We start from the raw sequence: 25,772 nt of genomic DNA, 5'->3' as shown, positions 1-25,772 counted from the left end.
CTGACCAACGGACATTGTGGATACGAATTCCGTAGCGTCCTGTAAGCGTCGGGTAAGCGTTCATGAAGCTGGTGGTGCGTAATGGGGAGGCCCGCCGGGTCTCCCGTCCGGGAGCCTCGCGCTCCTCCGGCCTCGATGGCGGCCTTCCCCTCGATTCGATCCTGCGGGGCGACTGCATCGCCGAGCTGTCGCGGCTGCCCGCGCGCTCGGTCGACCTCGTCTTCGCCGACCCGCCCTATAATCTGCAGCTTCAGGGCGAATTGAAGCGGCCCGATGACAGCCGCGTCGACGCGGTCGACGACGCCTGGGACAAGTTCGAGAGCTTCAAGGCCTACGACGCCTTCACCCGCGCCTGGCTGCTCGCCGTGCGCCGGGTGCTGAAGCCGACCGGCACGCTGTGGGTGATCGGCTCCTATCACAACATCTTCCGCGTCGGCTCCCTGCTGCAGGACCTCGATTTCTGGATCCTCAACGACATCGTCTGGCGCAAGACCAACCCGATGCCGAACTTCCGCGGGCGGCGCTTCACCAACGCCCACGAGACGCTGATCTGGGCCGCGCGCGATGCCGGCGGCAAGGGCTACACCTTCAACTACGAAGCCATGAAGGCCGCCAATGAGGACGTGCAGATGCGCTCCGACTGGCTGTTCCCGATCTGCTCGGGCGGCGAGCGGCTGAAGGACGAGGAGGGCGGCAAGCTGCACCCGACCCAGAAGCCGGAGGCGCTGATCGCGCGCATCTTGCTCGCCTCCTCGCGGCCCGGCGACGTCGTGCTCGATCCCTTCCTCGGCTCGGGCACCACGGCGGCGGTCGCCAAGCGGCTCGGCCGGCACTTCGTCGGCATCGAGCGCGACGAGGCCTATGCCGAGGCCGCCCGCGCGCGGGTCGACGCGGTCGAGCGCCTGCCCGAGGCGGTGCTCGCGCCCGCACCCAGCGCCCGCGAGGCGCCGCGCATCGCCTTCGCCGCGCTGATCGAGCGCGGGCTGATCGCGCCCGGCACCCTGCTCACCGACGCCAAAAGCCGCTTCCGCGCGCTGGTGCGCGCCGACGGCACGCTGTCGCTGGAGACCGCGCCGGGGCTCGGCATGGTCGGCTCCATCCACCGCGCCGGCGCCCTCGCCCAGGGGCTCGACGCCTGCAACGGCTGGACCTTCTGGCACATCGAGACCCGCGAGGGCCTGCGGCCGATCGATTCGCTGCGCGCGCTGGTGCGCTCGGAAATGGCGATGGCGGCGGAGTGAGGCCACGGGTGCGGCGGCCATGATCACCCTCTACGAGCAGCCCGATTCCGGCAATTGCTACAAGGTCCGGCTCGTCGCCGCCCATACAGGCCGCGCGCTCGAGCGCGTCACCGTCTCCGCGCGCGACGGCTCGACCCGCACGCCCGCCTATCTCGCCATGAATCCGATCGGCAAGGTGCCCGCGGTGAAGCTCGCCGACGGGCGCTTCCTCGCCGAATCGAACGCCATCATGCTGCATCTCGCGGAAGGAACGGCGCTGCTGCCGGCCGACGCATATGACCGCGCGAAGGCCTATGAATGGCTGTTCTTCGAGCAGTACAGCCACGAGCCCGCCATCGCCGTGCGCCGCGCCTTATTCACCTATGCCGAGCGCGCCCACCTCGCGACGCCCGAGCGTCTCGCCGCGCTGCTGGAGGCGGGAAACGCGGCGCTCGCGGTGATGGAGGCGCGCCTGTCGCATGCCGACTGGCTGGCGGGCGACGCCTTCAGCGTGGCCGACATCGCGCTCTACGCCTACACCCACACGGCGGAGGAAGGCGGTTACGACCTCGCGCCCTTCCCCGCCATCCGCGGCTGGCTCTCGCGCGTCGCCGCGCTGCCGGGCCATGTCGGGCTGCTGGACTGAGGGACGACCCAGCCGGACTGCCGGCCGAGCCCCTTCCGGTGCCTGCCAACAGAAAAGGCCGCCTCGCGGCGGCCTCTCCGTCCCGGCAGGCGGGGCGTGTCAGTGGGCGGCCTTCTTGACCGCGTCCTTCGTCTTGCCGACGGCCTTCTGGCCCTCGCCCTTCAATTCCTGCACCTTGCCCTCGGCCTGGAGCTTCTTCGAGCCCGTCGCCTTGCCGGCCGCCTGCTTGAGGTTGCCGACCGCTTCGTTGGTGTGGCCCTTGGCCTTGTCCATCGTGCTGCTGCTCATCTTCGTCGTCTCCCTAAGTCCCACCCATGCGGGACACGTGCCAGACAACGCACGGAGACGCCGCCGGTTCATTCCGGCCGCTCACAATTAGTCGATGTATTGCAATACCTTGACCATGACGCTCGGAAACGCCTCGGCCTCGAAGCCCGCGCGCGGCACCCAGCGGTGACCCGCCGGCGCGGGCGTCGCCGCCGGCACGCGGGCGCGCCACAGCGCGAGGTCGAGCGCGAAATGGCTGAACACGTGGCTCACGCGCGCGTTCAGCGCCGTCCACTGCGCGGCCAGCGGCGCATGCGCCAGCGGATCGGCGGGGGCCTGCGTCTCCCACGGCGTCGAGGGCACCTCGCTCATGCCGCCGAGCAGCCCCTTCGCCGGGCGCGAGCGCACCAGCACCGCGCCGTCCGCCCGCACGACGAGGAAGGCGATGCCCTGCCGGGTCGGCCGCGCCGCCTTGGCGGCCTTCAGCGGGTAGCGCTCGGGCGTGCCGCCGGCATGGGCGGCGCAGTTCTTGCGCCACGGGCAGAGCGCGCAGGCGGGCTTGCGCGGGGTGCAGATGGTGGCGCCGAGGTCCATCATCGCCTGCGCGAAATCGCCGAAGCGCGCCTGCGGCAGCAGCGTCAGGGCGAGCGCCTTCAGGCGCGCCTTCGCCTTCGGCAGCGTCTCCTCGAGCGCGAAAAGCCGCGCGACCACGCGCTCCCAATTGCCGTCGACCGGGGCGGCCCGCCGGTCGAACGCGATCGCCGCGATCGCCGCCGCCGTGTAGGGGCCGACGCCCGGCAGCGCCAGCAGGGCGGCCTCCTCCTGCGGGAACCGGCCGCCATGGCGCTCGACCACGGCGCGGGCGCAGGCGTGCAGGTTGCGCGCCCGGGCGTAATAGCCGAGCCCGGCCCAGCGCGAGAGCACCTCCTCGAGGCGCGCGCCCGCCAGCGCGCCGACATCGGGCCAGCGGGCGAGGAAGTCCGCGTAATAGGGGCCGACCGTCACCACCGTGGTCTGCTGCAGCATGATCTCGGAGAGGAACACGTGATACGGGTCGGCCCGCTCGCCCGGCGCCGCGCGCCAGGGCAGTCGCCGCCGGTGGCGGTCGTACCAGGCGAGCAGCGCGGCGGGCGAGGGAGGGGGCAGGCGGGACGCCGCGGAAGGCGCGGACGGAAGGCGGGCTGGATTGGCGGCGTCGGCCATGCGATCCTCGGAATGGAAGCCCGGCAGGGTGGCGGCCCGGCGCCGTTCCCGCAAGGCATTCCGCCCGAACAGCCTTTTCCCCGGCGCCCCTGCCGGCCGCCGCCTGTGGATTTCCCTCATGCCGCCCAAGCCGCCCGGCTCATACGTGCCCCGATCCTTCGCCCCCCGGCCGCTGGCGGACCTGGTGGACGCCACCATCTCCGAGAGCTGCCGCCAGCGCGGCATCGCCTCGGTCGAGATCGTCACCCGCTGGGCCGAGATCGTCGGCGACGTGATGGCGGCGCGGGCGCTGCCGGTCAAGCTGGTCTGGCCGAGCCGGCCGGAGAGCCCGGAGCCGGGCGTGCTGCATGTGCGCGTCGAGGGCGGCTACGCCATCGAGCTCCAGCATCTCGGCCCGGTCGTGGTCGAGCGCGTCAACCGCTATTTCGGCTGGCGCTGCATCGGCCGGCTGGCGCTGCGCCAGGGGCCGGTCGCCACCCGGCCCGCGCGCCCGCCCCGCCCCGCCGAGCCCGACGCCGCCGCCCGCGCCGACATCGCCCGCCGGCTCGGCCCGTTCGAGGACCCCGAGCTCGCCGCGGCGCTCGCCCGCCTCGGCGCGCTGGTCGCGCGGGACCGCCGCACGCCGGCGGCGCCGGCCCCGTCGCGGCCCTTGCGCATGCGGCCGCGGCGCTGACACTTCACGCAGCGGTGACAAAGACCAGCGGTGCCCCACCGTTGCCATGTTCGCGCGCTGCCTGTAGGCGCATTCCGTCCGGGCCGACCGATCGCCCCGGCACCTGTTTTGGAGACCGACCATGATCGATCGCCGTCGCTTCCTCGAAGGGCTGGGGACCGCCGCCCTCACCGCGGCTGCCCTGTTCACGATCGCCAGTCCGGTGAGTTTCGGCGCCGGCCAGATCGCCTTCATCAGCAGCGCCGAGGCGCAGACGGTGGAGATGGCCAAGCTGATGGCGCCGGGCGCGCTGCCCGATCTGGTGCTCGGCAAGGCCGACGCGCCGGTCATCATCGTCGAATACGCCTCCATGACCTGCGGTCACTGCGCGCATTTCCACGAGACCACCTACCCGGTGCTCAAGGAGAAATACATCGACACCGGCAAGGTGAAGTTCATCCTGCGCGAGTTCCCGCTCGACATCGTCGCCAAGGCCGCCTTCATGCTGGCCCGCTGCGCGGGGCCGGACAAGTACTACCCGATGGTCGACACGCTGTTCGAGACCCAGAAGAGCTGGGCCTTCACCAACAACCCGGCGCAGGCGCTGCTCACCATCGCCAAGCAGGGCGGCATGACCGAGGAACAGTTCAACGCCTGCCTCAACGACAAGAAGCTGGCCGGCGAGGTCGACCAGGTGGCCGAGCGCGGCTCGAAGGAATTCGGCATCGACGCCACCCCGACCTTCTTCATCAACGGCAAGAAGATCTCCGGCGCGATCAGCCCGGACGAGCTCGACAAGGAGCTCGAGCCCCTTCTCACCGCCAACTGAGCCGGCGAGAGGCTGGGTCGGCGAGAGCCCGAGCCGGCGAGATTCTGCGGCGGCGAGAACATGAGTCGGCAAGAACGCGCGGCGGCGATGGCTGGCGGCGATCCGAGCGGCGGCAGTGAGAAGCCCACGGCGGCCCAGGCGGCCGCCGTGGCGAGAGTTCGCGGCGGCGTGAGCGGCCGCCCGAGCCGCCGCCACGTCTGCCTGCCAAGGCGAGCCGGCTCGGCAAGCGTTCCGTCCCCGCGGCCTTCCCGCCGCGGGTGGCCCGTAAGCATCACGACGAAGGGCACGCCCCTCACGCCGGCAGGATCAGCCGGCCCTCCTCGTCGAGCCCGAATCCGGGATTGTGCGCGATCTCCCAGGGGTAGCCGTCGGGATCTGCCACATAGCCGGAATAGCCGCCCCAGAAGGTCGCCTGCGCCGGCCGCAGCGCCCGGCCGCCCGCCGCCACCGCGCGGATGAGCGTGGCGTCGACATCGGCCCGGCTCGCCCGGTTGCAGGCCAGCGCCACGCCGCCGAACTGGCCGTGCCGGCCGTCGACGACGCCGGCATCGGTCGCGAGCTCATGGCGCGGATAGAGCGCCAGCACCACCGGCCCGGCCTCGAGGAACACCACGCCCCCGGCCTCGCGCACCTTCCGCGCCAGGCCGAGCTTCTCGTAGAAGGCGGCCGCGCGCACGAGGTCCGCCACGCCGAGCGTCACCAGCGACAGGCGCAGCGGCGGAACCTCCCGCCCTCCCCGCCGCACGGCCTCGCGCGTCAATTCCCGGGCCGGCGCGTCCTCCGGCCCGTTTTCGCATTCCTCCACCGCGATCATGCATCCTCCCCGAACAGCGACAATTGCTCACCCTTGCGTGGCGGGCGGTTGAAGGCCCGCGTCGTCAGGCGCGTGTGGCGGCGGTTCAGGCCGAGCCGCTCCACCGCGATCTCGAAGCGCCGCGCCATGGTCCAGGCATAGGGGCCGCTGCCGGTCATGCGATGGCCGAAGGTGGAATCATATTCCTTGCCCCCGTGCAGTTCCCGCAGCTGCGCCAGGACGTGGCGGTAGCGATCCGGGAAATGGGCCAGCAGCCACTCCTTGAACAGGTCCTTGATCTCAAGCGGCACGCGCAGCATCACATAGCCCGCCTCCGACGCGCCGGCGGCGGCGGCCGCGTCGAGGATGCGCTCCATCTCCATGTCCGTCACCGCCGGCACGACCGGCGCCACCAGCACGGCGGTGGGCACGCCCGCCTCGCTCAGGCGGCGCAGCGCGTCGAGGCGGCGCATCGGCGTCGCCGCGCGCGGCTCCATCACCCGCGCCAGCTTGTGGTCGAGCGAGGTGACCGACAGCGCGACCTTCACCAGCCCCCGCTCGGCCATCGGCGCGAGGATGTCGAGGTCGCGCAGCACCAGCGCGGACTTGGTGACGATGCCGACCGGATGGCCGAAATCGCTCAGCACCTCCAGGATCCGGCGCGTCAGCCGCCATTCGCGCTCGATCGGCTGGTAGGCGTCGGTATTGATGCCGAGCGCGATGGTGCGCGGCTCGTAGCCCGGCTTCGCCAGCTCCTTCGCCAGCAATTCGGGCGCATCGGCCTTGGCGAACAGCCGCGTCTCGAAGTCGAGCCCGGCCGAGAGGCCCTGATAGGCGTGGGTCGGGCGGGCGAAGCAGTACACGCAGCCATGCTCGCAGCCGCGATAGGGATTGATCGAGCGGTCGAAGCCGACATCGGGCGAATCGTTGCGGTTGATGATGGTGCGGGCCCGCTCCACCGTCACGTCGGTGCGGAAGACCGGCAGGTCGTCGAGGCTCTGCCAGCCGTCGTCGAACGCCTCGCGAGCCTGCGGCTCGAACCGGCCCGCCGCGTTGGAGAGCGCGCCCCGGCCGCGCCGGCGCCCGGCCTCGACCGACGGCCCGGCCGGCTCCGGCCCGCCATCCATTTCCGACAGCGTCGAGGTGTCCCGCGCCTGCGCGCGCTCCTCCTTCTCCCGCAGCGCCCGCCGCTCCTCGGCCAGCCGGCCGAGATGCTTCGGCGCCGCCGCCGGCGGCGACTTTTGTCGGGGGAGAAGTTCAGTGCGGCGTTCCATGCCGGATTCTTAGTCCAGCCATGAGAACATATCAAGAACATACATCGAAATGCGGAAGACGCCGCTTCACGCGCGCGGACGCCTGCTATAGGCAGGGCAACGCCTTGCGCTTTGCGTGCAGGGTCCTCAGCCGCACCGCCCTCCGCCCCCTTTCCGCTTCAGGGAGCCGCAGCCAAGCGTGATCTCGGTCGTCGTTCCCACGAGTGGGTCCCACCGCCTCCTGATCCCCGCGCTCGCCTCGCTGGTCCCGGGCGCCGCCGCCGGCGTGGTGCGCGAGGTTCTGCTGGTCGACACCGGCGCCTCGCCGGAAATCGCCGAAATCGCCGATGCGGCGGGCTGCGAGTATCTGCGCGGCCCGGCCGATGCCGGCGCGCGCCACCGCCAGGGCGCCGCGGCGGCCCGCAGCCCGTGGCTATTGTTCCTGGAGCCGGAAGGCATCCTGCAGGAAGGCTGGGCCCGCGACGTGCGCGCCTTCACCGACCAGGTCGATCGCATGGGCGCTGCCGACCGGCGCGCGGCCACCTTCCGGCTCGCGCTCGACGGTTTCGGCGTGGCGCCGCGGCTGAAGGAAGCGGCCGCCGTGGCGCGCCACGCGCTCACCGGCCGGCCGCGCCCGGAACAAGGGCTGCTGATCCATCGCCGCTTCTACGAGGCGCTGGGCGGGCACGAGGCCGGCGCGCAGTCCGCCCGCCGGCTGGTGGCGCGGATCGGGCGCGGGCGGATGGTGCTGCTGCGCTCGCAGATGCTGCTGCCCGAAAGCTGAGACCGGCCGGCCCGTGTCTCAGGCCGGCGCACGCAGCTTGCCGCGCTTGAGGTGCTCGTCGAGCCTCGGCAGGATCTCGACGAAGTTGCAGGGCTTGTGGCGAATGTCGAGCTGGTGGACGAGGATCTCGTCCCAGCCGTCGCGGCAGGCGCCCGGCGAGCCCGGCAGGCAGAAGATATAGGTCGCGTTGGCGACCCCGGCGGTCGCCCGGCTCTGCAGGGTCGAGGTGCCGATCTTGCCGAACGAGACCATGTGGAACACGGTCGAGAAGCCCTCCATGCGCTTCTCGAACAGCGGCTCGATCGCTTCGGGCGTCACGTCGCGCCCGGTGAAGCCGGTGCCGCCGGTGGTGATCACCACGTCGACCCCCGCATCCGCGATCCAGCCGGCGACCCGCGCGCGGATCGTCTCGACGTCGTCGGGCACGATGGCCCGGTCGGCGAGTTTGTGGCCCGCCGCCGCGATCCGCTCGACCAGCGTGTTGCCGGAGCGGTCGTCGGCGAGGACGCGCGTGTCGGAGATCGTCAGCACCGCGATGGCCAGCGGCACGAAAATCTTCTCGGCGGATTCGGCACTCATGGTTCAGTTACTGCTCTGGAACGTGTTGCACTTGCCCATCGAGCCGGTGTCGAGCCCGGTGCGGAACCACTTCACCCGCTGCGCCGAGCTGCCATGGGTGAAGCTGTCGGGCACCACATAGCCCTGCGCCTGCTTCTGCAGCTTGTCGTCGCCGATGGCGGAAGCCGCGTTCAGCGCCTCCTCGATATCGCCTTCCTCGAGGATCTGCCACTGCTGGTCGGCATGGTGCGCCCACACCCCGGCGAGGCAGTCGGCCATCAGCTCGACCCGCACCGAGAGTGCGTTGGCTTCCGACCGCGAGACCTGGCGCTGGCGCGCCTGCACCTTCTCGAGAAGCCCGATCTGGTTCTCGACGTGGTGGCCGACCTCATGGGCGATGACATAGGCGGCGGCGAAGTCGCCCGGCGCGCGGAAGCGCTGCTTCATCTCCTGGAAGAACGAGGTGTCGAGATAGACCTTCTGGTCCAGCGGACAGTAGAACGGCCCCATGGCCGACTGCGCGGTGCCGCAGGCCGAGCGGGTGGCGCCGGAAAACAGCACCATGCCCGGGTCCTGATAGGTCTCGCCCTGCGCCTTGAAGACGGCGGTCCACACATCCTCGGTCTGCGCCAGCACGGTGGCGGCGAACTGGCCGATCTGGTCGCTCGGCGCACCCTGCTTGCCCGAGGGCGCCGGTGACTGCTGCTGGGTGTAGCCGCTGTCGTCGCCGCCGCCCATCAGGATATCGGCGCCGCCGATCAGCACCGCCGGATTGATGCCGGTCGCCCAGGCGATCAGGCCGATGATGATCAGCCCGCCAATACCAAGACTGCCGCGCCCGCCGGGTATGCGCCCGCCGGGCCCGCCAAATCCGCCGCCAAAGCCGCCACTGCCGCGGCGGTCCTCGACGTTTTCGCTACGCCGGAAATCCTCCCAACGCATATCGGCCTCCACTGCCTGCCATTGCGGCATGATAGTGATGCAGCCGCGCCGTGGCAGCAATGCGGATGGCGGCAACATGTTCCCTAAGGGATCATGCCACCGCTTCCGCCGGGGCGGCGAGCCACCCTTGGGCGAGGCTCACATCGGCCTGCGAGAGGCCGTGGCCGGCCGGCAGCAGCCGGTGCTCGACCCGCGCGCCGGCCGCCCGGAGCTGGCCGGCGAGCCGCTCGGCGTTTTCGCCCGGCACGATCGGGTCCATCGCCCCGGAGAGCAGCAGCACCCGCGTATCCGTGGGCGCCACTGCCGGGGGGTCGGCGAGCGGCACCATGGCGCGTAGCAGGATCGCCCCGGAAAACGTTCCCGGCCGCAGCAGCAGCGTCGCGGCGGCGATGTTGGCGCCGTTGGAGAAGCCGACGGCGACCGGGGCGGCGAGGCCATAGGTCTCGCGTGCCTCGCGGACGAAATCGGCGAGTTCGCCCGCGCGCCGGCGCACATCCTCCTCGTCGAACACACCTTCGGCGAGGCGGCGGAAGAAGCGGGGCATCCCGCCTTCCAGCACCTTGCCGCGCGGGGCGAGCAGCGCCGAGCCGGGCGAGAGCATCCGCCCGAGCCCGATCAGGTCGTTCTCGTCGCCGCCGGTGCCGTGGAGCAGCAGCAGCGGGGGAGCACCCGCCTCGGTGGCGGGCTCGAAGCGATGCACGAAGGAAAGCGGAGCGTTCGCGCTCATGACGGCCTCCTCGTCTGGATGGGGAGGCGCCGCCCGCGAGGGGCGGCGCCGGGATGTCACGCGATCTCGGGAAGCACGGACTCGATCTGGCTGCGGCTGCCTTCCAGGAAGTCGGGCAGCTTCAGCGCCTCGCCCAGATGCGCCAGCGGCTCGTCCGCCGCGAAGCCGGGGATGTCGGTCGCGATCTCGAACAGCACGTGACCGGGCTCGCGGAAGTAGATGGAGCGGAAGTAGTTCCGGTCCTTCTGCTCGGTGGTGCGGATGCCGTGGTTCTCGTTCAGCTTCTTCACCATGGCGAACTCGGCCGCGTCGTCCGCGGCGCGGAAGGCGATGTGGTGCACCGAGCCGCCGCCCATGCGGGCGGGCAGGAAGCCGCCGGCCTCGTGGATGTCGACGACGCCGCCGATATCCGTGCCCTCGGCCTTGAACCGCACCAGCGGGCCCTCGCGGCCGACTTCCTTGAAGCCGAACACGTCGGTCAGGATGGCGCCGGTCGGCGCCGCCTCGGCGAGCAGGAGATTGACGCCGTGGAAGCCGCGGATCGCATGCTCGGCCGACACGTCGGTGCCGATCCAGGCCGGCTCGTTCTCGATGCCGGGCACGCCGATCAGCGCGAGGCGCATGCCGTGCGGATCGCGGAAGGCGAGCACGCTCTCGCCGAAGCGGCGGATGATCGGCTCATGCGAGACGCCCTTCTCGACGAAGCGCTGGGTCCAGTAGCCGATCGAGGCCGCCGGCACGCGGAACGCGGTCTCCTGCGTCTCGCCGATGCCGAGCCGTCCCGGCGCCACATGGTCCCACGGGAAGAAGGTGAGGATGGTGCCGGGCGAGCCGGCTTCGTCGCCGTAATAGAAGTGATAGGTGCCCGGATCGTCGAAATTGACGGTCTTCTTGACGAGGCGCAGGCCCAGCGTGCGGGTGTAGAACTCGACGTTGCGGCGCGCATTGCCGGCGATCGCGGTCACGTGGTGGATGCCGTTGCGGATCATGGTCTAACCCTCCTGCGAACCCGCCTGGGGCTCGCTTCGATCGGTGAGCGCGACATCCGCGCTCGTCTTGGCGAGGAAGATAATCCGGCACTGACGCAATGGAATGCCCATTCAATTGCGTTGACGCAATCTCACTCCTGCTGCTATGGTGCCCACCGTTGCGGAGCTGATTTCGACTGCCATCGCAGAGACTTGGTCGGGCCCGCGGGCCCGGGAGCGGGGAGACGCCGATGGCCGAGCCTTTCAAGAACCTCGCCTGGGACGATTTCCGCCTCATCAAGGCCGTGGCCGACGCCAAGGGCCTTCCGGCCGCCGCGGCCCAGATCGGCGTCAACCATTCCACCGTGTTCCGCCGGCTGAAGCAGATCGAGGAGAGCCTCGGCGCCATCCTGTTCGAGCGCCACCGCACTGGCTACGCCCTCACCCCGGCAGGCGAGGAGCTGGTCGCGCTCGCCAACCGGCTCGACGAGGAGATCACCGCGGTCGGGCGCAAGCTGGCCGGCCGCGAGCCCGCCCCCTCGGGCGAATTGCGCGTGACGGTGCCCGATTCGCTGCTGATCCATCTGCTGGTGCCCATCCTTGCGGGCTTTCGCGAGCGCTACCCCGAGGTGCGGCTCGACATCGTGCTCTCCAACCAGGCGCTGAACCTGTCCAAGCGCGATGCGGACGTCGCCATCCGCGCCACCGACCATCCGCCGGAGAACCTCGTCGGCCGCCGGGTCGCCCGCATCGCCTGGGCGCTCTACGGCCGGGCCGAGGACTTCCCCGAGCCGGGCGAGGTCACGCAGGAGCAGCTCGACGCCCGCAACTGGGTCTCGCTGGGCGACAGCCTCGGCTCGCTCAAGGCGGTCAAGTTCGTGCAGGAGCATGTCGCGCCCGAGCGCGTCGGCTACAAGATCAACAGCGTGCTCGGCCTCGCCGAGGCGGTGGAGGCGGGCATCGGCATCGGCCATATCCCGTGCCTGATCGGCGATTCGCGCCCGTCCCTGGTGCGGCTCGGCCCGCCCGACGACGACTATGCCGCCGATCTGTGGCTGCTGACCCATCCAGACCTGCGCCATTCGCCGCGCGTGCGCGCCTTCCTCGACTTCCTGGCCGGCGAGGTCGCCCGGCACCGGCGCTTCATCGAGGGCGAGGCCGGCCACCAGAAGGGGCTGGCGGCGAGCGACGCGGCTATTTGAGGCGCGAGAGCAGCGTGTCGCGCACCGTGGTGAGCTGCGAGGTCAGCGCGGCGATCTCGGACATGTCGCGATCGATGCAGCTCCCCATCTCGCGCGGGATGTTGACGGCCTCGCGGCGCAGCTCCCGGCCCTTCTCGGTGAGCAGGATGCGCACCTGCCGCTCGTCGGTGGCGTCGCGCACGCGGCGCACCAGCCCGGCCGCCTCCAGCCGCTTGAGCAGCGGCGTGAGCGTGTTGGTCTCCAGCAGCATCTTCTCGCCGATCTGCCCGACCGTGAGCCCGTCCTCGCCCCACAGCGTCACCATGGCGACATATTGGGGATAGGTCAGGCCCAGCCGGTCCAGCATCGGCTTGTACACACGGTTGAAGGCGTGATTGGCCGAATAGACCGCGAAGCAGAGGAAATCGTCGAGCTTGAGTGTGTCGTCGGCGGGCATGTTCACCTGTTGGCACAGCCGGTAATGATTAGACGGCTTTGCGGGGGAAAGGTGCCTCGCGCGCGACATGACCACAAGCGGGTTTTTGCGTAAGCCACCCTGACAAATGGGGCCTACCGCGATTTGAACAAGCAGGTGCGCTCCTCTATAGCATCGCCGATGCGAGCGCTGCCGCTACGTCTTTGGAGGGAAAGAGGAAGCCGATGACGGGGGGAGCCACGCCCAAGCCAGATGCCCTCGTCCGCCCGGGTTCCGGCAAGGACGCGCGCGGCAAGGACGCAAACGAGACGCCCGCGACTGCCTCCACCCCCGCCGAACCCGCCGAGCCCATCCATGGCGAGCTCAGCGCCACCGGCCGGCGCTCGGCCCGGCTGCGGCTGCGCGCGGCGTGGATGTACTATGTCGAGGGCATGACCCAGAGCGCCATCGCCTCGGCGCTCGACATCGGCCGCGTCACCGTGGTGCGCCTGCTGGCGGATGCGCGGGCGCTGAACGAGGTCAAGATCTCGCTCAGCCGCGAGATCGCCGAGCTGCCGCGGCTGGAGATGGGCCTGCAGAAGGCGTTCGGCCTGCGCGAGGCCGTCGTCGCCCCGCTCTCCGGCCCGCTCGCCGACCCGACCAGCGCCATCGGCGCCGTCACCGGCCAGTTCATCTCCGACCTGATCCGCCCGGACATGAAGATCGGCTTCGGCTGGGGCCGCACGCTGATGCGCGCGCTCGGCTTCATCGACGAGAAGAACGTCGCCAACGTGTCGGTGATCTCGCTTCTGGGCGGCATCACCAAGGCCAAGCAGTACAATCCGTCGGAATTCGCCTGGCAGCTCTCGCGCCTGTTCCAGGCCGACTGCCACCTCATCGCCGCGCCGGCCATCGTCGACAGCGTCGAGACCAAGCGCGCGCTGATCGAACGCTGCGGCCTCGGCACGGTCTACTCGCTCGCCCGCGAGATGGACGCCGTTGTCCTCAGCGTCGGCGAGATGGAGGGCGACAGCACCTCGATGCGGTTCGGCTTCTTCACGCCGGACGACTGGGCCTCGCTCATCGCCGCCGGCGCGGTGGGCGACGTGGTCTACAACTTCATCGACATCGAGGGGCGGCCGATCGACCACCCGGTCAATACGCGCGTGATGTCGATCCCGATCGAGACGCTGCAGGCGACGCCCGAGCGCATCCTCACCTCCGGCGGGCCGGGCAAGACGCAGGCGGTGATCGCCGGGCTGCGCATGCTGCGCCCCACCGTTTTCATTACCGACGAAGTGACCGCGGCCGCCGTGCTCGACGCGGTCGGCGCGGATTACTGACTGCAGAATTGCCGCAGCGCACTATTTTCCTTGGCCTCAATGTCGAGTACCGAAGGACGTGACGCGGCCGCGGCACGCGATGCGGGGCAGGTGCTCGGCGCGCGTCGCGCCGGCACGGACGGGCCGGCGGATGCGCGGTCGAAGGAAGGGTGTGAGTGATGCTCGGGGCAAAGGGGATCGTGCGGTCGGGCATCGCCGCCGAGCTCGAACAGTGGACCGCGGCCCATGGCCCGGTCACCATCGGCCTCGCCGGCGCGGGGCAGATGGGCACCGACCTCATCGTGCAGGCCGCGCTGATGCCGGGCGTGCGCATCGGCGCCGTGACCGAGCTCAACGCGCAGACCGCGATCGACGCGGCGCTGATGGCCGGCCACCGGCGCGAGGACGTCGTCTCCGCCTCCTCCCCCAGCCAGATCGACCGCGCGATCGAGACCGGCCATATCGCCCTCACCGACGACTACCGGGCCATGTGCGCGGCGGGGAACATCGACGTGGTGATCGACGCCACCGGCAGCCCCAATATCGGCACGCTGGTCTCGCTGGAGGCGATCCGCAACGGCAAGCACGTCGTGCTGCTGAGCGTGGAGGCCGACATCACCATCGGTCGCTTCCTCAAGCAGGAGGCGCGCTCGGCCGGCGTGGTGCTGACCGGCGCGGCGGGCGACGAGCCGGCCGCCACCATCGAGCTCATCGGCTTCGCCCAGGCGCTCGGCTTCGAGATCGTCTGCGCCGGCAAGGCCAAGAACAACGCCTTCAAGCCCGACGCCGTGCCCGACGAGTTCGCCGAGGAGGCGAAGGCGCGCAACATGAACCCGCGCATGCTGGTCGAGTTCGTGGACGGCTCCAAGACCATGGTGGAGATGACCGCGCTCGCCAACGCCACCGGCCTGGTGCCGGACGTGCCCGGCATGCACGGGCCGGCGGCTGACCGCGAGGCGCTGGCGCAGGTGCTGTGCACCCGCGAGGACGGCGGCATCCTCTCGCGCGCCGGCGTGGTCGACTACACGCTCGGCAAGGGCGTGGCGCCGGGCGTGTTCTGCATCGTCAAGCCGCGCCATCCGCGCGTGCTGGAGCGCATGGCGGACCTCAAGGTCGGCCCCGGCCCCTGCTTCGCGCTGATCCGGCCGTTCCACCTCACCAGCCTCGAAGTGCCGCTCTCGGCCGTGCGGGCGGTGATGAGCGGGCGGCCCGACATGGAGGTGCTCGACCATCCGGTGGCCGAGTGCATCGCCGTCGCCAAGCGCGACCTGCGGCCCGGCGACGTGCTGGGCAGGATCGGCGAATACGACTATCGCGGCTTCTGCATGGGCTGGCGCGACGCGCGCGACGGCTTCGCCCTGCCGCTCGGCCTCGCCGAGAAGGCAAGGGTGCTGAAGCCGGTGCGCGCCGGCGAGCAGCTCACCTACGACAATTGCGCGCCGGACGAGGCGCTGCTCGTCACCCAGATCCGCCGCCGCCTCGACCAGGCGGACGCGCAGTATCTGGCGGCGTAGCGGTCGGAGGCGCGGCGCCCGGCGGGCTCTCTCAGGCCCGTCGTCCGGCCACCGCGCCGTAGACGAACAGCACCAGCACGGCGCCGACGACGGCGCCGATGAGCCCGGCGCCCTCGCCCGGCGCGTACCAGCCGAGCGCCTGTCCGAGCCAGGTGGCGACGAACGCCCCGACAATGCCGAGGATCGTCGTCAGGACGAATCCGGACGGTTCATTGTTGCCGGGCATAATGAACTTCGCGATGATGCCGGCCGCGAAGCCGATGATGATCGTCCAGATGAAACCCATGCAACGTCTCCATATAGGTCGCGCCGAAGCGTGGTGACAAAGTGGGACGCAAAGGAAACCTGTTCGTTCGTCGTTGGTTTCCTTGGCGCATAAGAGCACTTCCGAGGAGGAAACGTCATGACCAATCGTGGATTTCCCTCGATGACTGCGCTGCTGGCCCTTCTGGCGGTCGCCGGATACCAGAATCGCGACAAGATCATGGAGATGATGCGCGGCGCGACGGCCGGCGGACAGGGCGGGGCGAGCCCGCAGCCCGGCCCCTTCGGCACGCCCGCGCCGTCCGGGACGGAGAATGCCGGCACGGGCGGGCTCGGCGGTTTGGGCGGGCTTGGCGGTCTGGGTGGCCTGCTCGGCGGTCTTTTCGGCGGCGCGGCTTCCGGCAACGTCGTTCAGGACGGGCTCGGGGAACTGCTCGAGCGCTTCCGCGAGACCGGGCACGGCGAGGCTGATTCATGGGTCGGCAACGGCCAGAACCAGCCGATCGACGACCGCAATCTCGAGCACGCGCTCGGTCCCGACGTGATGGACACGCTCGCCCGCGCCACCGGCCTGTCGCGCGAGGAACTCCTCGCCCGGCTGTCGCGCACGCTGCCGCAGGCGGTCGATTCCTACACGCCGAACGGCCGGCTCGAAGGCTGACGGCACCCCGCCGGCCGGGGCTCGATCCCACGGGTAGGTTCGGGAACGCGGCGCGGGCGCCGAGGCGCCGGGCCGCGTTCGCCGAAGGCTTACGCCGTTCCCGGCTTCGTGCTGCCGGCCAGCCCGGCGAAATGCGCGTCGGCGAGGCGCGTCTCGGCCTCGTTGAGCGCATGGGCGAGCTGGCGCACCTGCGCGGGGTCGAGCACGAGCTGCAGCGCCGGCACCGGATCGCCGGGCTTGAGCGGGGCGGCGCCGATCTCGATGCGCAGCCCCACCTTCTCGGCGCCGAACAGCGCGGTGGTGAAGGCCTGCATCGGCCAGACCTTCAGATGTCCCTTGTCGTCCTTTTCCCAGTCGTCGAAGCGGCCGGCCATGGCGGTCTCCCTCGGATCGCGGCGCGGCGCGCGGCGCCGCAGGTCTGAGTGATCCCTAGCACCGATCCGGGCGTGCGCGACAGACCCGGCGACGGCGGGACGGTCGGCCGGACCATGCCGCGGCCGTCGCGTGAGGGACCCGAGGCCGCCTTCGCGAGCTCGCGCGGGCGGAAGCAGATGCAGATGCAGATGCAGATGAGAGATGGAACGACACGCCGGACGAAGGCGCGAAGGCAAACATCCGGGCAAATTCTGGAAATATCGAAGCGGGCAGGGATAAGGCTGCGAACAGGGCCCGGCGGCGCGCCTCCGCCGGCTCAGCGCCACCATGCGCCGGGTATTCCGCGCCGACACGAGACATCGCACACCGCACCGGCTATCGGAGGGCGTGAGGCGAACGCGAAAGTCGCCCGGCCCGATGCCCCTTGCCTTGCCTTGCCTTGCCTTCCCTTGCCTTGCCTTGCCTTCCCTTGCCTTCCCTTGCCTTCCCTTGCCTTCCCTTGCCCGGCCCGGCCCGGGCGGCTCCGCATTCACCGGCGCAGATCCGCACGGCCTCAATGGAAATCGCGCGATTTCGGCAGCAGCCGCACCTGGCGCGGGTGGCCATGGCCGGCCTGGCCCGCGCTCAGCCGCGCGCCGGCCCGGCCCCGCGCCCGCTCGTCCCGTCCCGGATCGACCTGCGGGGCGGGAACGACGGCCTTCCCCGGCCCCTCCCCTCCGGCCGCCTCGTGTGCGGGCGCCTCGAACAGCCGGCCGAGCTCGGCGGAACGGTCGAAGACCCGCTCGCCCATGATGTGGACGACGCCCTGCTTGCTCTTCTGCACCCGCCCTTCCACCACGGCGAGACGCGCACCCATCACCTCGGCCCGGAAGCGTTCGAACTGGCGGGTCCACAGCAGCACGTTGACGATGCCTTCCTCGTCCTCCAGCGTCATGAAGATGGCGTTGCCCTTGCCCGGCCGCTGGCGCACCAGCACGATCCCCGCCACCCGCACATAGGCCCCGTCGCGGGCGCTTGCGACGCCGGCGCTCGACAGCACCCTCTCGGCGGCGAAGACCGGCCGCAGCATGCCCATCGGGTGGCCCTTCAGCGAGAGCCGCGTGGTCTGGTAGTCGACCGCGATGTGCTCGGGCAGCGGCATGACGGGCAGGCGCGCCTCCGCATCCGCGCCGAGCTCGCGCGCATCGGCGGCGGCGAAGAGCGGCAGCGGCGCGTCGTCCGGCAGCCGACGCACCGCCCAGGCGGCCGCCCGCCGGTCGAGCCCCATGGAGCGGAAGGCGTCCGCCTCGGCGAGCCGCGTCAGGATGGCGACCGGCAGGCCGGAGCGCCGCGCCAGCGTCTCCACGTCGCCGAAGCCGCCGCCCGCCGCCGCCCGCGCCCGCACGAGGCGCAGGGCCGCCTCCTCCCCGACGCCGTCCACCTGCCGGAAGCCGAGCCGCAGCGCGAGCCTCCCGTCTGCCCGGCGCTCCAGCGTGTTGTCGTGGAGGCTGTGGTTCACGTCGGCGGCGCGCACCTCCACCCCGTGCTCGCGCGCGTCGCGCACGATCTGCGCCGGGGCGTAGAAGCCCATGGGCTGGGAGTTGAGCAGCGCGCAGGCGAAGGCCGCCGGGTGCCGGCATTTGATGTAGGCGGAGATGTAGACCAGCTTGGCGAAGGAGGCGGCGTGGCTTTCGGGAAAGCCGTATTCGCCGAACCCCTTGATCTGCTCGAAGCAGCGCGCAGCGAAGGCGGGATCGTAGCCGCGCGCACTCATGCGGTCGATCAGCATGCTGCGGAACTGGCCGATGGTGCCGAGATGGCGGAAGGTCGCCATGGCCCGGCGCAGCTGGTTGGCCTCGACGTCGGAGAACTCGGCCGCCACCATGGCGAGTTGCATCGCCTGTTCCTGGAACAGCGGCACGCCCAGCGTACGCTCCAGTACGCCGCGCAGCTCGTTCGGGTCGTTCGGCGGCGCGGGCGAGGGGTAGTCGACCTTCTCCAGATCGTCGCGCCGGCGCAGATAGGGGTGCACCATGTTGCCCTGGATCGGGCCGGGGCGGACGATCGCGACCTGGATCACGAGGTCGTAGAGGTTCTTCGGCTTGAGGCGCGGCAGCATGTTGATCTGCGCCCGGCTTTCCACCTGGAACACGCCGATGGAATCGCCCTTCTGCAGCATGGCGTAGACGTCGCCCTGCTCCCTCGGCACCTCGGCGAGGCCGTATTCGATGCCCTCGTGATCGCGCATCAGGTCGAGCGCCTTGCGGATGCAGGTGAGCATGCCGAGCGCGAGCACGTCGACCTTCATCAGGCCGAGCGTGTCGATGTCGTCCTTGTCCCATTCGATGAAGGTGCGGTCCTTCATCGCCGCGGGCCCGATCGGCACCGTCTCGTCGAGCCGCCCGCGCGTCAGCACGAAGCCGCCCACATGCTGGGAGAGGTGGCGCGGGAAGCCGAGCAGCCGGACGGCGAAGCCGATCGCCCGCGCGATCACCGGATTGCGCGGGTCGAGCCCCGCCTCGCGCGCCTGGCTCTCCTTGATCTCGTCGCCCCAGCTTCCCCACACCGTGCCGGCGAGGCGGGCGGTCACGTCCTCGGTGAGGCCGAGCGCCTTGCCGACGTCGCGGATCGCGCTGCGCGGGCGATAGGAGATCACGGTCGCGGCGATGCCGGCCCGGTGGCGCCCGTAGCGCTCATAGATGTGCTGGATCACCTCCTCGCGCCGCTCATGCTCGAAATCGACGTCGATGTCCGGCGGTTCGCGGCGCTCGCGGGCGATGAAGCGGGAGAACAGCAGGTTGCTGGCGGCGGGGTCCACCGCCGTGATGCCGAGCACGTAGCACACGGCCGAATTGGCCGCCGAGCCCCGCCCCTGGCACAGGATGCGGTTGCGCTGGGCGAAGTCGACGATGTCGCGGATGGTGAGGAAATAGGGCGCGTAGTCCAGTTCCCGGATCAGGGCCAGCTCGGTGTGCAGCTGCGCCTCCACCTTGGGCGGCACGCCCTCCGGGTAGCGCATGGCGGCGCCGCGCCAGGTCACCTCCTCGAGCCAGTCCTGCGGCGTGCGCCCCGGCGGCACCGGCTCCTCGGGATATTCGTAGTGCAGCTCGCCGAGCGAGAAATCGATGCGGGCGAGGAAGTCGCGCGTCTCCTCCACCGCCTCGGGCGCCTCGCGGAACAGGCGGGCCATCTCGGCCGGCGGCTTCAGGTGGCGCTCGGCATTGGCCTCGAGCAGCCGCCCCGCCGCCTCGAGGGTCACGCCCTCGCGGATGCAGGTGAGCACGTCCTGCAGATCGCGCTGGTCGGGGTGGTGGTAGAGCGCGTCATTGGTGGCGATCAGCGGCACGCCGGCCTGCACTGCTAGCGCCTTCAGCGCCGCGAGATGCCGACGGTCGTCGCCGCGCCGCGCCATGGTGGCGCCGAGCCAGAGCGAGCCGGGCGCCGCCTCGTGCAGCCTTGCCAGCGTCCCGCGAAGCCCGACGCGCGCCTCTGCCGGCAGGTGGCGCGGCGGCATCAGGACCAGCGAGAGGCCGCGCGCATCGGCGAGGAGGTCGTCGAGCCTGAGATGACACTCGCCCTTGATGCCGGCGCGCAGATTGCCGGCCGTAAGCAGGCGGGTGAGCCGTCCCCAGCCGGCGCGGTCCTGCGCATGGGCGACGATGTCCGGCGTACCGTCGGCAAAGACCAGCCGCGCGCCGACGACGAGAGCGAAGGTGAGTTGCGGCGCCGCGCCGCGCTCGGCCGCCTCCCCGGCCAGCGCCCGCACCACCCGCTCCAGCGCATCCTCTTCCGGTGGGGTGGCCGGACTGGGGATGGCGGCGCCGGCACCCTCGCCGGGCGCCCGGTGTTGCGGAGGCGGGACTTTCGACGCCGGACTCTTCGAGGAAGAAATGGCCGATACCGAGCTCCTCGATATCGAGCTCTGCGAGGCCGGTTCACCTGATGCCGGGCCTTCCGGCGCCAAGCCTTCGGGTACTCGATCCTGCTCCCTCTCGCCGGGCGCCTGCGCCGGCCCGGACGCAGCGCCGTCGGCCGGCTCGCCGGCACCGGCCTCCGCGGTCGGCTCGCACCGCGCGAGAACCGCCGTCCGGGCCTGCCACGCCTCGGCATAGACCTCCTTCGCCCGCTCCACCGCCGCATAGGCGCGCACCACGCCGGCCACCGTGTTGCGGTCGGCGATGCCGATGCCGGCATGGCCAAGGGCGAGCGCCTGCGTCACCAGCGCCTCCGCCGGCGAGGCCCCGCGCAGGAAGGAGAAGTTCGAGGCCGCGACCATCTCGGCGAAGAAGGGGGTGCTCATCGCCGCCTCACGCGAACAGGCCGTGCAGGAACCAGCGCGGCGCGGCCGGCTCGCGATCGTAAAGGCCGGCGCGGAACAGCCAGAAGCGCCGCCCCTCGCGGTTCTCGACGCGGAAATAGTCGCGCGTGAGCTCGCGCGCATGCGGGGCTCCAGGCGCGCCGCCAGGCACGCGCCACCATTCCGGGGCGATCCGTTCGGGCCCCTCGGCGCGGGTGACCTCGTGCACCACGCGCCGCCAGCGGAAGCGCAGCGGCGGCCCGTCGGGCACCTCGGCCAGCGCCTCGACCGGCTGGGGCGGGTCGAACAGGGTGAGCGGGCGCGGCAGCAGGAATTCGGGACGGGCCATGGGCGGCACCGGCTCGCCCGCGGGCACCTGCACGCTGACCCGCTCCGGGTCGTGGGTGTCGCGCATCGAAAAGCGCAGCACCCGCTCGCGCCCCAACCGCACGGCGAGCCGGTCGGTCAGCTCCGCGACCTCCTCCTCCGCGACCGCGCGCCCGTCGAGGCTCACCTGCGCGGGGGTGAGCGGCTCGGCGCGCAGCACGGCGAGCCGCACCAGATCGAAGCCGAAGCCGGGATCGATCGGGTCCGCCAGCGCCGCGATCCGCTCGCGGTAGAGCCGCATCAGCGCGGGCGCGTCGCGCGAGGGCCGCGCGGTCTCCACCTTCAGCCGCCGCACCGCGCCGTCGGCCCGGAAGAACGAGGCCTCGAACGCCCGTCCGCCCTCCCCGCGCGCCTCCAGCATCAGGGCGAGGTCCCCGACCAGCCCGGCCAGCGCGCCCTCTATGTCCTCCGCGCGGCCGATCGGCTCGGCGAAGCGGCGCTCGGCGATGCAGGCCGGCAGCGGCCGGCGCGGCACGATGCGCACGTCCTCGTGGCCGAGCGTACGGCGCAGGCGCACCAGCAGTTCCACGCCGAAGCGCGCGGCGAGCGGCGTGCCCGGCCGCTCGGCGAGGTCGCCCATGGTCTTCAGCCCGGCCCGGGATAGCCCGCTCGCGATCGTCTCGTCGATGCCGAGCAGGGCGACGGGAAGCGGCGCCACCGCCCGCGCCTCCCCGCCCGGCGGCACCACGCCGCCCCGGCTCGCCCGCGCCAGCGCCCGCGCCGCCTCCGGCGTGCCGGCAATGACCGCCGTGGCGCCGAGCCCGCGCCGCTCCAGATGGTCGAGAAGGCGCGCGCGCATCATCGCTTCGCCGCCGAACAGATGCGCGCAGCCGGTGATGTCGAGCACCAGCCCGTCGGCGCCGTCGAGCGCGACCAGCGGCGTCCAGCGGTCGCAATCGTCGGCGATCGCCTCCAGAAAGGCCGCGTCCGCCACCGGGTCGTGCTCGATCACGGCGAGGTCGGGAATGCGCGCGCGCGCATCCGCCAGTGTCAGGCCGGGCGCGAGCCCGCACCGGCGCGCCTGCCGGTCCACCGCGGCGAGGCGCAGCGCGTTCTTCACCGTCTCGACAAAGACCAGCGGCGCCGGCGCGGGCAGGCCGTCAGCCCGCGCGGCGGAACGGCGCGACGGCGCGCTCCCGCCCCGCCGGCGCCGGATCCGCTCCAGCCGGTCCGCCGGCAGGAACGGGAACCACAGCGCGAGGTAGCGCGGGGAGGTCGCGGAAGGAACATGTCTCACGGTCCCACTCCAGTTTCCACGTGCCCCCTTCCACCCGCCGTCCCTCGGGCCCGCCGCGATGGCGCAGCAGGCGCACCTCGAAGGCCGGGGCGCCGGGGGCGTGGCCCTCCAGCGGCAGCGAGGGAACGGGCGACACCCGCCAGCGCGTCGCCACGGCGGTGGGAACGCTCCGCGCCGCCCCGCGCAGCAGCAGGCCGGTGACGCCGGCCGCCGCCGCGCGCAGGCAGAGGCGGCGGGTGGCGGTGAGGTCGAGCACCTTCGGCGCGCCCCAGATCTCGATCAGCACGGCGCCGAGCGCGGAACAGCGCAGCGCGTCCTCGCCCGCGCGCAGCGCCGCCGCTGCGTCCGGCGCCCGCACCAGCACGAGGCCGGCGGGATCGACCCCGAGCCCGGCGAGGCCGGCGGCATCGAGCCGCCCGAGCTCGGCCTCGGCCATGTCCTGCCGCACCCAGAGCACCGGACGGGCGCCCGGCCGAAGCGGCACGGGAGGGGCATTTCCGGGACCCGCGAGCGGGAGAGGTGCTGGGGACGCGGGGATAGGGGGCAGGTGCGCCGCCTGCCCGGCCCGCAAGGCCAGCGCCAGGGCGAAGCCGGCCGCCGCCGGCTGGTCCGCGCCCCGCTCCGCCTGCACCTCGTGCAGCGTCCCGCGCCCGAGCGCGATCTCGCCGGTTCCGGCGGCGCCGAGGGTGAAGGAGGAAGCCTCGCCGGGCAGGCGCTCCGCCTCAAGCCCGGCGAGCAGCTGCCTCAGCGCGGAAACGTCTCGGGCAGGGCCCATCGTCGCGCTCACATTAGTTCATGTTTTGTTCTCATAAAGACGACTCGTTCCGCCTCGCGAGTCAAGCCTCCTTGCGAAACAGGGTGCGCGCGCAGGGGCGGGACGGCATAGTGCGCTCCTGCCTGCACGGGGCGCCGGAAAGCGCGCCACGCCCCGGCAGGCCGGGAGTAGCGACGCCATGCAAGACACCGAATCCTCCCGCACCGAATCCTCCCGCACCGCACCCCTCGCCCCCGTTCCCTTCGACCCCGCCTCGACGCCGGACTGGATCGGCCCGCTCGACCGCGCCGCCGGCCCGCTCTACGCCCAGATCCTCGCCGCGCTGGAGGATGCGGTGGCGCGCGGGGTGCTGCGCCCGGGCGAGCGCCTGCCCACCCAGCGCGCCCTCGCCGAGCAGCTCCAGGTCGACCTCACCACGGTCACGAGGGCCTATAGCGAGGCGCGCCATCGCGGGCTGATCGACGCCGTCACCGGGCGGGGCTCCTTCATTCCCGGCGGCTCGGGCGCGGCCGTGCCGGCGCTCGACCTGTCGATGCTGATGCCCCCGCCCCCGCGCGGCCTGTCGCTCGGCGCGCTGGTCGAGCGGGGCCTCGCCTCGCTCCTCGCCCGCTCCAATGCCGACGTGCTGATGGCCTATCACATCGGCCCCGGCGCCGCGCCGGACCGGCTGGCCGCGACGCAATGGCTGGAGCCCGCGCTCGGTGCCGTGGACCCGCGAAGGGTCGTGATCACCCCCGGCACCCAGCCCGCGCTGGCCGCCCTGCTCTCCATGCTGGCCGAGCCCGGCGAGGTGATTCTGGCGGAGCCGGAGACCTATCCCGGCTTCCTCGCCGCGAGCGCCGCGCTCCACCTCACGGTGGCGCCGGTCGCCTGCGACGCGCAGGGGCTGGAGCCCGAGGCGCTGGCGCGCGCCTGCGAGACGCTGAAGCCGCGCGCGCTCTACGTCCAGCCGACCATCCAGAACCCGACCACCCGCACCATGCCGCCGGCGCGGCGCCACGAGATCGCGGCGGTGGCCAGCGCCTACCGCCTCACCGTGATCGAGGACGATCCCTACAGCCGGCTGATCGACCAGCCCGCCCTGGCGCTCGCCGCCCTGCTGCCGGAATCGGCCTATCACGTCGCCACCCTCGCCAAGTGCCTGACGCCCGGCCTGCGCACGGCCTTCGTCACCGTCCCGCAGCGCGAGGATCCCGAGAGGCTGGCGGCGGCGCTGCGCGCGCTCACCCTGATGCCGGCGCCGCTGATGAGCGCGCTGGCGACGCGCTGGATCGCCACCGGCACCGCGACCCATCTGCTCGGCGCCATACGGCGCGAGGCGCGCGAGCGCCAACACCTGGCGCGGGCCCTGCTGCCCGCGGGCAGCCACGCACATCCGGACGGGCTTCATGTCTGGCAGCCCCTGCCCGCGCGCTGGGACAGTGCGCGGCTCATCGAGGCGGCGCGGCGGCAGGGACTGGGGATCATGCCGGCCGAGGCCTTCAGCGTCGACGGCACGGCGCGCCAGGCGGTGCGCATCGCGCTCGGCGCGGTGGCCGACCGCGCCCGCCTCGCCGAGGCGCTCGGCGGACTGGCGGCCCTGATCGAGGGGAAGGAAGAGCGCTCAGGCGCGCGGGGCTGACCCTGCCGGCCCGCCGGCGGGCGCGCCGGGAACGGAGGGATCGACGAGACGTCCCTCCTCGGCCTTGTAGAAGTACTGGCTGGCGACCAGCCATCCCTTCAGCGGCCGCAAGGGCGGAATGCAGGTGGCGAGCATCACCGGCACGGTGGTCACCAGATGCACCCAGTAGGGCACCTGGAACGCCACTTCGAGCCAGAGCCCGAACGCCACCGAGGGCACGCAGCCGAAGCAGATGACGAAGAAGGCCGGCCCGTCCGCCGGATCGGCGAAGGAATAGTCGAGCCCGCACACCTCGCAGCGCGGGGCGAGCTTCAGGAACCCGTTGAAGAGATGGCCCTGCCCACAGCGGGGACAGCGCCCCTTGATGCCGCATTCGAAGGGCGACAGCTTCGGCCATTCGCGATTGAGCATGGCAGCCTCCTGCTTGGGATCGGAGGCAGGAACCGCCGACCGACCCCGCTCATCTGGGCGCGGCGGCATACAATGTCAACGAAACCGCCCGATTGCATGGGCATTCACGGACAATGCATGGGGCGGCGAGGCTTTTCCGCCGGGTGGCGAAGCTGACGGTACCGGAGGGGGACGTTAACCAATCCCGCGCAAGGTGGTCGACGGGCGCCCACCCACCGATTCGCCGTCCCTTCGTTCATCCGTCGAAAGTCGCTTCATGAGTAGCAGCCTTATGAGTAACGTCATTCCGTTCCCGGCAAGGCTTCCCGAGCCCGACACCGCCTCCGATTCCGCGCCCGATATCGACCTGTTCACCGCGGTGGACGTCGCCATTCGCGACCTGCGCGACATCGCCCGGCGCCTGCACGGCGACGAGAGCGGGCAGGAGCAGGCCGAGCAGTGCCTCGACATGCTGACCCGGGCGCTGGAAAGCGCGCGCGACGTCGGCTGAC

26 protein-coding genes are annotated in these 25,772 nt (G+C 71.6%); 11 read left to right on the top strand and 15 right to left on the bottom strand.

Going from position 1 to position 25,772, the window contains the following annotated elements; all coding sequences use genetic code 11:
- Positions 1-62 precede the first annotated feature (62 nt).
- Together NVS89_RS09715 and NVS89_RS09710 are read left to right on the top strand one after the other, a co-directional pair.
- Positions 63-1,241 (top strand): site-specific DNA-methyltransferase, encoded by a 1,179-nt coding sequence (locus NVS89_RS09715; RefSeq protein WP_258732472.1) that lies wholly within the window; start codon positions 63-65, stop codon positions 1,239-1,241.
- A gap of 19 nt (positions 1,242-1,260) precedes the next feature.
- On the top strand, positions 1,261-1,866 hold the full coding sequence (locus tag NVS89_RS09710) for a glutathione S-transferase family protein (RefSeq protein ID WP_258732471.1): 606 nt from the start codon (positions 1,261-1,263) through the stop codon (positions 1,864-1,866).
- Positions 1,867-1,965: 99 nt separating this feature from the next.
- Here the strand turns inward: NVS89_RS09710 and NVS89_RS09705 are convergent, their stop codons facing one another.
- Together NVS89_RS09705 and mutY are read right to left on the bottom strand one after the other, a co-directional pair.
- On the bottom strand, positions 1,966-2,154 hold the full coding sequence (locus NVS89_RS09705) for a CsbD family protein (protein WP_258732470.1): 189 nt from the start codon (positions 2,152-2,154) through the stop codon (positions 1,966-1,968).
- 87 nt (positions 2,155-2,241) lie between these two features.
- On the bottom strand, positions 2,242-3,336 hold the full coding sequence (mutY, locus tag NVS89_RS09700) for an A/G-specific adenine glycosylase (RefSeq protein WP_258732469.1): 1,095 nt from the start codon (positions 3,334-3,336) through the stop codon (positions 2,242-2,244).
- A 118-nt stretch (positions 3,337-3,454) separates the two neighbouring features.
- On the opposite strand from mutY, the gene NVS89_RS09695 reads away from it, so the two are divergent.
- Complete coding sequence (locus NVS89_RS09695; RefSeq protein WP_258732468.1) at positions 3,455-4,009, top strand: DUF721 domain-containing protein; 555 nt, start codon at positions 3,455-3,457, stop codon at positions 4,007-4,009.
- A 121-nt stretch (positions 4,010-4,130) separates the two neighbouring features.
- On the top strand, positions 4,131-4,817 hold the full coding sequence (locus NVS89_RS09690) for a DsbA family protein (protein WP_258732467.1): 687 nt from the start codon (positions 4,131-4,133) through the stop codon (positions 4,815-4,817).
- 292 nt (positions 4,818-5,109) lie between these two features.
- Here NVS89_RS09690 and NVS89_RS09685 read toward each other — a convergent pair whose 3' ends face one another.
- Together NVS89_RS09685 and NVS89_RS09680 are read right to left on the bottom strand one after the other, a co-directional pair.
- Positions 5,110-5,631, bottom strand: coding sequence for a VOC family protein (locus NVS89_RS09685; RefSeq protein ID WP_258732466.1), 522 nt, complete (start codon positions 5,629-5,631; stop codon positions 5,110-5,112).
- Positions 5,628-6,737: a PA0069 family radical SAM protein gene (locus NVS89_RS09680; RefSeq protein WP_258732712.1), complete on the bottom strand. Its 1,110-nt coding sequence runs from the start codon at positions 6,735-6,737 to the stop codon at positions 5,628-5,630. Before NVS89_RS09680 ends, NVS89_RS09685 begins: the two co-directional genes overlap by 4 nt.
- 325 nt (positions 6,738-7,062) lie before the next feature.
- On the opposite strand from NVS89_RS09680, the gene NVS89_RS09675 reads away from it, so the two are divergent.
- Positions 7,063-7,647 carry a glycosyltransferase family protein gene (locus NVS89_RS09675; RefSeq protein ID WP_258732465.1) on the top strand — a complete coding sequence of 195 codons (585 nt, stop codon included), beginning with the start codon at positions 7,063-7,065 and terminating at the stop codon, positions 7,645-7,647.
- A gap of 18 nt (positions 7,648-7,665) precedes the next feature.
- Here NVS89_RS09675 and moaB read toward each other — a convergent pair whose 3' ends face one another.
- The 4 genes from moaB to NVS89_RS09655 form a co-directional block, all read right to left on the bottom strand.
- Entirely contained in the window at positions 7,666-8,226 is a 561-nt protein-coding gene (moaB, locus tag NVS89_RS09670; RefSeq protein WP_258732464.1) for a molybdenum cofactor biosynthesis protein B, read from the bottom strand.
- Positions 8,227-8,229: 3 nt separating this feature from the next.
- On the bottom strand, positions 8,230-9,147 hold the full coding sequence (ypfJ, locus tag NVS89_RS09665; RefSeq protein ID WP_258732463.1) for a KPN_02809 family neutral zinc metallopeptidase: 918 nt from the start codon (positions 9,145-9,147) through the stop codon (positions 8,230-8,232).
- Between the two features lie 91 nt (positions 9,148-9,238).
- Entirely contained in the window at positions 9,239-9,874 is a 636-nt protein-coding gene (locus NVS89_RS09660) for an alpha/beta hydrolase (protein ID WP_258732461.1), read from the bottom strand.
- Positions 9,875-9,930: 56 nt separating this feature from the next.
- Positions 9,931-10,863 carry a ring-cleaving dioxygenase gene (locus NVS89_RS09655; RefSeq protein WP_258732460.1) on the bottom strand — a complete coding sequence of 311 codons (933 nt, stop codon included), beginning with the start codon at positions 10,861-10,863 and terminating at the stop codon, positions 9,931-9,933.
- A gap of 230 nt (positions 10,864-11,093) precedes the next feature.
- On the opposite strand from NVS89_RS09655, the gene NVS89_RS09650 reads away from it, so the two are divergent.
- Complete coding sequence (locus NVS89_RS09650) at positions 11,094-12,044, top strand: LysR family transcriptional regulator (protein WP_258732459.1); 951 nt, start codon at positions 11,094-11,096, stop codon at positions 12,042-12,044.
- Here NVS89_RS09650 and NVS89_RS09645 read toward each other — a convergent pair.
- Positions 12,037-12,480 carry a MarR family winged helix-turn-helix transcriptional regulator gene (locus NVS89_RS09645; RefSeq protein WP_258732458.1) on the bottom strand — a complete coding sequence of 148 codons (444 nt, stop codon included), beginning with the start codon at positions 12,478-12,480 and terminating at the stop codon, positions 12,037-12,039. The genes NVS89_RS09650 and NVS89_RS09645 overlap by 8 nt on opposite strands.
- Positions 12,481-12,683: 203 nt before the next feature.
- Between NVS89_RS09645 and NVS89_RS09640 the strand changes: the two genes are divergently transcribed.
- Both NVS89_RS09640 and NVS89_RS09635 read left to right on the top strand, forming a co-directional pair.
- Entirely contained in the window at positions 12,684-13,781 is a 1,098-nt protein-coding gene (locus NVS89_RS09640; RefSeq protein WP_258732457.1) for a sugar-binding transcriptional regulator, read from the top strand.
- 158 nt (positions 13,782-13,939) lie between these two features.
- Positions 13,940-15,274 (top strand): NAD(P)H-dependent oxidoreductase, encoded by a 1,335-nt coding sequence (locus NVS89_RS09635; RefSeq protein WP_258732711.1) that lies wholly within the window; start codon positions 13,940-13,942, stop codon positions 15,272-15,274.
- A 31-nt stretch (positions 15,275-15,305) separates the two neighbouring features.
- On the opposite strand, the gene NVS89_RS09630 is transcribed toward NVS89_RS09635, so the two are convergent.
- The gene (locus tag NVS89_RS09630; RefSeq protein ID WP_258732456.1) at positions 15,306-15,560 is read right to left on the bottom strand and encodes a GlsB/YeaQ/YmgE family stress response membrane protein; all 255 of its coding nucleotides are present in this window, start codon (positions 15,558-15,560) and stop codon (positions 15,306-15,308) included.
- Between the two features lie 117 nt (positions 15,561-15,677).
- Here NVS89_RS09630 and NVS89_RS09625 point away from each other — a divergent pair, with 117 nt between their 5' ends.
- A complete protein-coding gene (locus NVS89_RS09625) occupies positions 15,678-16,199 on the top strand; it encodes a YidB family protein (RefSeq protein ID WP_258732455.1) in 522 nt (173 codons plus the stop codon).
- Between the two features lie 89 nt (positions 16,200-16,288).
- Here NVS89_RS09625 and NVS89_RS09620 read toward each other — a convergent pair whose 3' ends face one another.
- The 4 genes from NVS89_RS09620 to NVS89_RS09605 form a co-directional block, all read right to left on the bottom strand.
- Positions 16,289-16,573, bottom strand: a complete 285-nt coding sequence (locus tag NVS89_RS09620; RefSeq protein ID WP_258732454.1) for a hypothetical protein — start codon at positions 16,571-16,573, stop codon at positions 16,289-16,291.
- 554 nt (positions 16,574-17,127) lie between these two features.
- Positions 17,128-20,853, bottom strand: coding sequence for an error-prone DNA polymerase (locus NVS89_RS09615; RefSeq protein ID WP_258732452.1), 3,726 nt, complete (start codon positions 20,851-20,853; stop codon positions 17,128-17,130).
- A gap of 7 nt (positions 20,854-20,860) precedes the next feature.
- Entirely contained in the window at positions 20,861-22,297 is a 1,437-nt protein-coding gene (locus NVS89_RS09610; RefSeq protein ID WP_258732710.1) for a Y-family DNA polymerase, read from the bottom strand.
- Positions 22,298-22,337: 40 nt separating this feature from the next.
- Positions 22,338-23,249 carry an ImuA family protein gene (locus tag NVS89_RS09605; protein WP_258732451.1) on the bottom strand — a complete coding sequence of 304 codons (912 nt, stop codon included), beginning with the start codon at positions 23,247-23,249 and terminating at the stop codon, positions 22,338-22,340.
- A 178-nt stretch (positions 23,250-23,427) separates the two neighbouring features.
- Between NVS89_RS09605 and NVS89_RS09600 the strand changes: the two genes are divergently transcribed.
- Complete coding sequence (locus NVS89_RS09600; protein ID WP_258732450.1) at positions 23,428-24,870, top strand: aminotransferase-like domain-containing protein; 1,443 nt, start codon at positions 23,428-23,430, stop codon at positions 24,868-24,870.
- Here NVS89_RS09600 and NVS89_RS09595 read toward each other — a convergent pair.
- Positions 24,853-25,281, bottom strand: a complete 429-nt coding sequence (locus tag NVS89_RS09595) for a DUF983 domain-containing protein (protein ID WP_258732449.1) — start codon at positions 25,279-25,281, stop codon at positions 24,853-24,855. The genes NVS89_RS09600 and NVS89_RS09595 overlap by 18 nt on opposite strands.
- Positions 25,282-25,552: 271 nt before the next feature.
- Here NVS89_RS09595 and NVS89_RS09590 point away from each other — a divergent pair, with 271 nt between their 5' ends.
- A complete protein-coding gene (locus NVS89_RS09590; RefSeq protein ID WP_258732448.1) occupies positions 25,553-25,771 on the top strand; it encodes a hypothetical protein in 219 nt (72 codons plus the stop codon).
- Position 25,772: the final 1 nt, after the last annotated feature.

Source organism: Ancylobacter mangrovi (genome assembly GCF_024752355.1).
Taxonomy (GTDB): Bacteria; Pseudomonadota; Alphaproteobacteria; order Rhizobiales; family Xanthobacteraceae; genus Ancylobacter; species Ancylobacter mangrovi.
The sequence above is the reverse complement of the archived record's forward strand: the minus strand, read 5'-3'. Positions and strand labels throughout refer to the sequence as shown.